The organism is Bartonella sp. LJL80, from assembly GCF_054871565.1.
In genome coordinates this window covers 1-3,081 of sequence record NZ_JBTXLM010000023.1, presented here as the reverse complement: position 1 = coordinate 3,081, position 3,081 = coordinate 1, and the positions used below count along the sequence as shown (strand labels likewise).

Genomic DNA, 3,081 nt, shown 5'->3' with positions numbered 1-3,081 from the left:
CCTATAATGCGGTGGATTTTGACAGTTTCCGTGATGCGTATGATGTGCATGTCAGTCGGGAAGATGGTGATGCGCTGACGGGTCGTTTGGGGCTTGCATTCAACCGGGAGAAGGCATGGAAGTCTGAGGCGGGGGATACGCGCCGTTTGAAGACCTATGGCATTGGCAATCTTTACTATGAGTTCCTGAATGGAACAGAGGTTTCGGTGACGAATGTTGACTTCCGCAATCGTTCGGATCGTTTCTGGGGCGGGCTCGGCACGGGGGTTTCCTACAATTGGCAGGACGATGCCTATTCGATCTATGGCGAGGTTGATGGCCGCACCTCGTTCTCCGACTTTGGTGATAGCTACTCGCTCAATGGAACAGTGGGATTCAGAGCCAGATTTTGACCCCTTGGTTCTGCTGAAACTGTTTTACCTGCGTTTGGCAAATATGTTGACAATTGATGAATTTCTTAAACTTCAAGAATTTTGTCTGCCGTCATCGTGATTGGGTGCTGGCTCGCTATTGTGGTATCACTGACTGTGTTCGGACTATAAGCTGATTTTATTTTTCAATTTATAATCAGCTTTAATCCTCTATACGAAGGCACCGCATTTGTTGCTTATTTGACAGAGAAAAATATGAACAAGAGGCGTTTAAAACGCTTTTGCTCAACTTTATGACATCATGATTGATCAAAGCTAGAACAGACACAAATCTTTGGCATATTGAAAAGCTTCAACGAATATGTCAAAGCATGAGAAACGATGAGATTTTGGATCAAGGCTTCGCTGGAAGCTGATAATCACATCATTTATTTGAAAGCGGACATTGGGATACTATGAAAAAACACTTACAAATTTTCCCCTATCCATCATACGTATAGATGTAATTAGCCGCATTCCCATCTGAAGGGGTACTCGGGTGGGCAACGGCATTTCCTATCACCAAGTTTTTGGCCGAAGATGAATTTATCTGTCTTATACCGATAGATGCAGTTGCGCTGAACGTAATGGTAGATTTTTCGGTCGGATCAGGGGTTGCATATAACTAAATGAAAAATTTGTCCCGCCGAAGGCGTGCAAGAAAACTCGCTTTTCTCGTTTTTCCTTTCATGGTCAGCAGTGTAGCTCATGCAACTGATTATGATCTGATCAGCTACGTCAATACAAATGGATTTTTGAACGAAGGCGATAGTGTCAGAAGGCTGGTTGCAAAGGGTACGTCGGCGACTGTAACAGTAAGTGGCGCAGTGACTTTTAATAATAAAGCGACGAGTGATTTTCCATCAGGTCTAACTTCTACTGAAAGCAACTGGGCGTCGGCAAGTACTGTTTCTCTTTTTGGCGGCGCATCGATTGACTTGGGAAATGGTTCTTTCATTAGTGCGTCGGGGCAAGGTGCGGCCGGAAAACCGCAAAGGAACCTAGTAGGACTATTCGTATCAAATGCGAATTCAACAGCTGCCAACTTAAACGTCGACGTTACTTCAAACTTAGGAGCAGGAAATAAAACGTACCTTTATGGTATTCGCACTGAAACAGCCTCCAACAGTTTTTTTGAGGGCAAAACGAGTATCACGCTTGCCGGTGATACAACGGGTTGGGCATGGGGGGCGCTTGCAAATACTAACTCTCTTATCGAATTTGAGAGTATCGACGTAAAGTCTACGGTCTATGGTGTCATGGCAGTGGCCGCTGTTGGCGGTGGAAAAATTCATTATAAAGACCTTTCTGTTAACTCATCTGGAGGTGATCTAACCGGCGTCCACGGTAATGGTGGTCAGATAATTGGTACAAACACCAACATCAATTTGACTGGTAGCTCTAACGCTGCTTCGCTTATCGGGATCTATTCGAATAAAGTATCTGATATCAGATTAGATGGAGTATCGAATATATCACTCAAATCTCAATGGAATCAGTCGATACTTTACGGTGTTTTCACGGAAATTACTTCCACGGCCGTCGCGGTTAACGATATTGCCGTGAATGTTGATCTGTATAATGCAAATGGGACCCAAGTAGCAGGGGTGATGAATAAAGCAGGGGTGATAAGCGTCAATGGTACATTTAGGATGGACGGAATTGGCGTCAATCCTACAACGGATTCTGCTTATATTAAAGCGATGGGCCAAACAGCAAAAATCAATCTGAATGGCACGGTCTTAATAGGTAAGGATGCTTTGAACGAGAATGAAAAGGCATTCTATGCGCTAAATGGTGGGACGATAAGCGCCAATACTCAACAACAGATGTTTGTGATTGGTAATTTCGCTTCTGATGGCGGGACGATTAATATCGATGCGGGTAAGTTATCCTACTTTAAAGGTGCCGGACTTATTGCAAATAATGGTGTTATCGACCTGACATTGAGAGAAAATTCACGCTGGGACATAACGGAGAATTCGACAGTTTCTCATTTAACCAATATGAGCAGCGTCGTCGCTTTTTCTTACAATAGTGGTTTTAAAACACTGACAATAGATGACACATATGCGGGAGATGATGGTACCTTTATTTTCAATACGCAGCTTGGCGATGATAGTTCGCCGACGGATTTCTTGCATGTGTTGGGCAATAGCTCTGGTCAGTCCTATGTGCAGGTTGTCAATCGGGGTGGCCTTGGTGCTTTGACCACCGGTGATGGTATCCAGCTGATCAAAGTAGACGGCACATCATCTGCTGATAACTTCGCGTTGAAGAGTGATTATAGCTTTGAAGGGCAGGCAGCTGTCGTCGGTGGCGCCTATGCCTATTCCCTCTATGCTGGCAATAAGGCTGGCGACTTCGCCGGTGATTGGTATTTGCGTTCGCTCTATGTCAAACCTGTCGAACCACCACAACCGCCTGTCGGGCCGGTGGAGCCGCCAGTCATTGAACCCAAGCCCGTTTATTCCGCTGTCGTGCCGATGTATGAGGTCTATCCGCAAATCTTGCAGCAGTTGAACAAGCTTGGCACATTGGAGCAGCGAATTGGCAACCGCACATGGATTGGTACAGGCTCTGATCGGCAGACGGCCACCATCAATGAGATGGAAGGCCGCGGTTTCTGGATGAAGGTGGAAGGCTCCACCGGCCATATCAATTCCAATGT

At 45.5% G+C, this 3,081-nt stretch carries 2 protein-coding genes; both read left to right on the top strand.

Going from position 1 to position 3,081, the window contains the following annotated elements:
• On the top strand, nucleotides 1-392 hold a 392-nt coding region (locus ACYSNS_RS14470; RefSeq protein ID WP_461723886.1), incomplete at its 5' end, for an autotransporter outer membrane beta-barrel domain-containing protein.
• A 647-nt stretch (nucleotides 393-1,039) separates the two neighbouring features.
• Nucleotides 1,040-3,081 (top strand): autotransporter outer membrane beta-barrel domain-containing protein (locus tag ACYSNS_RS14465; RefSeq protein WP_461723885.1); only part of this gene is annotated, 2,042 nt, incomplete at its 3' end.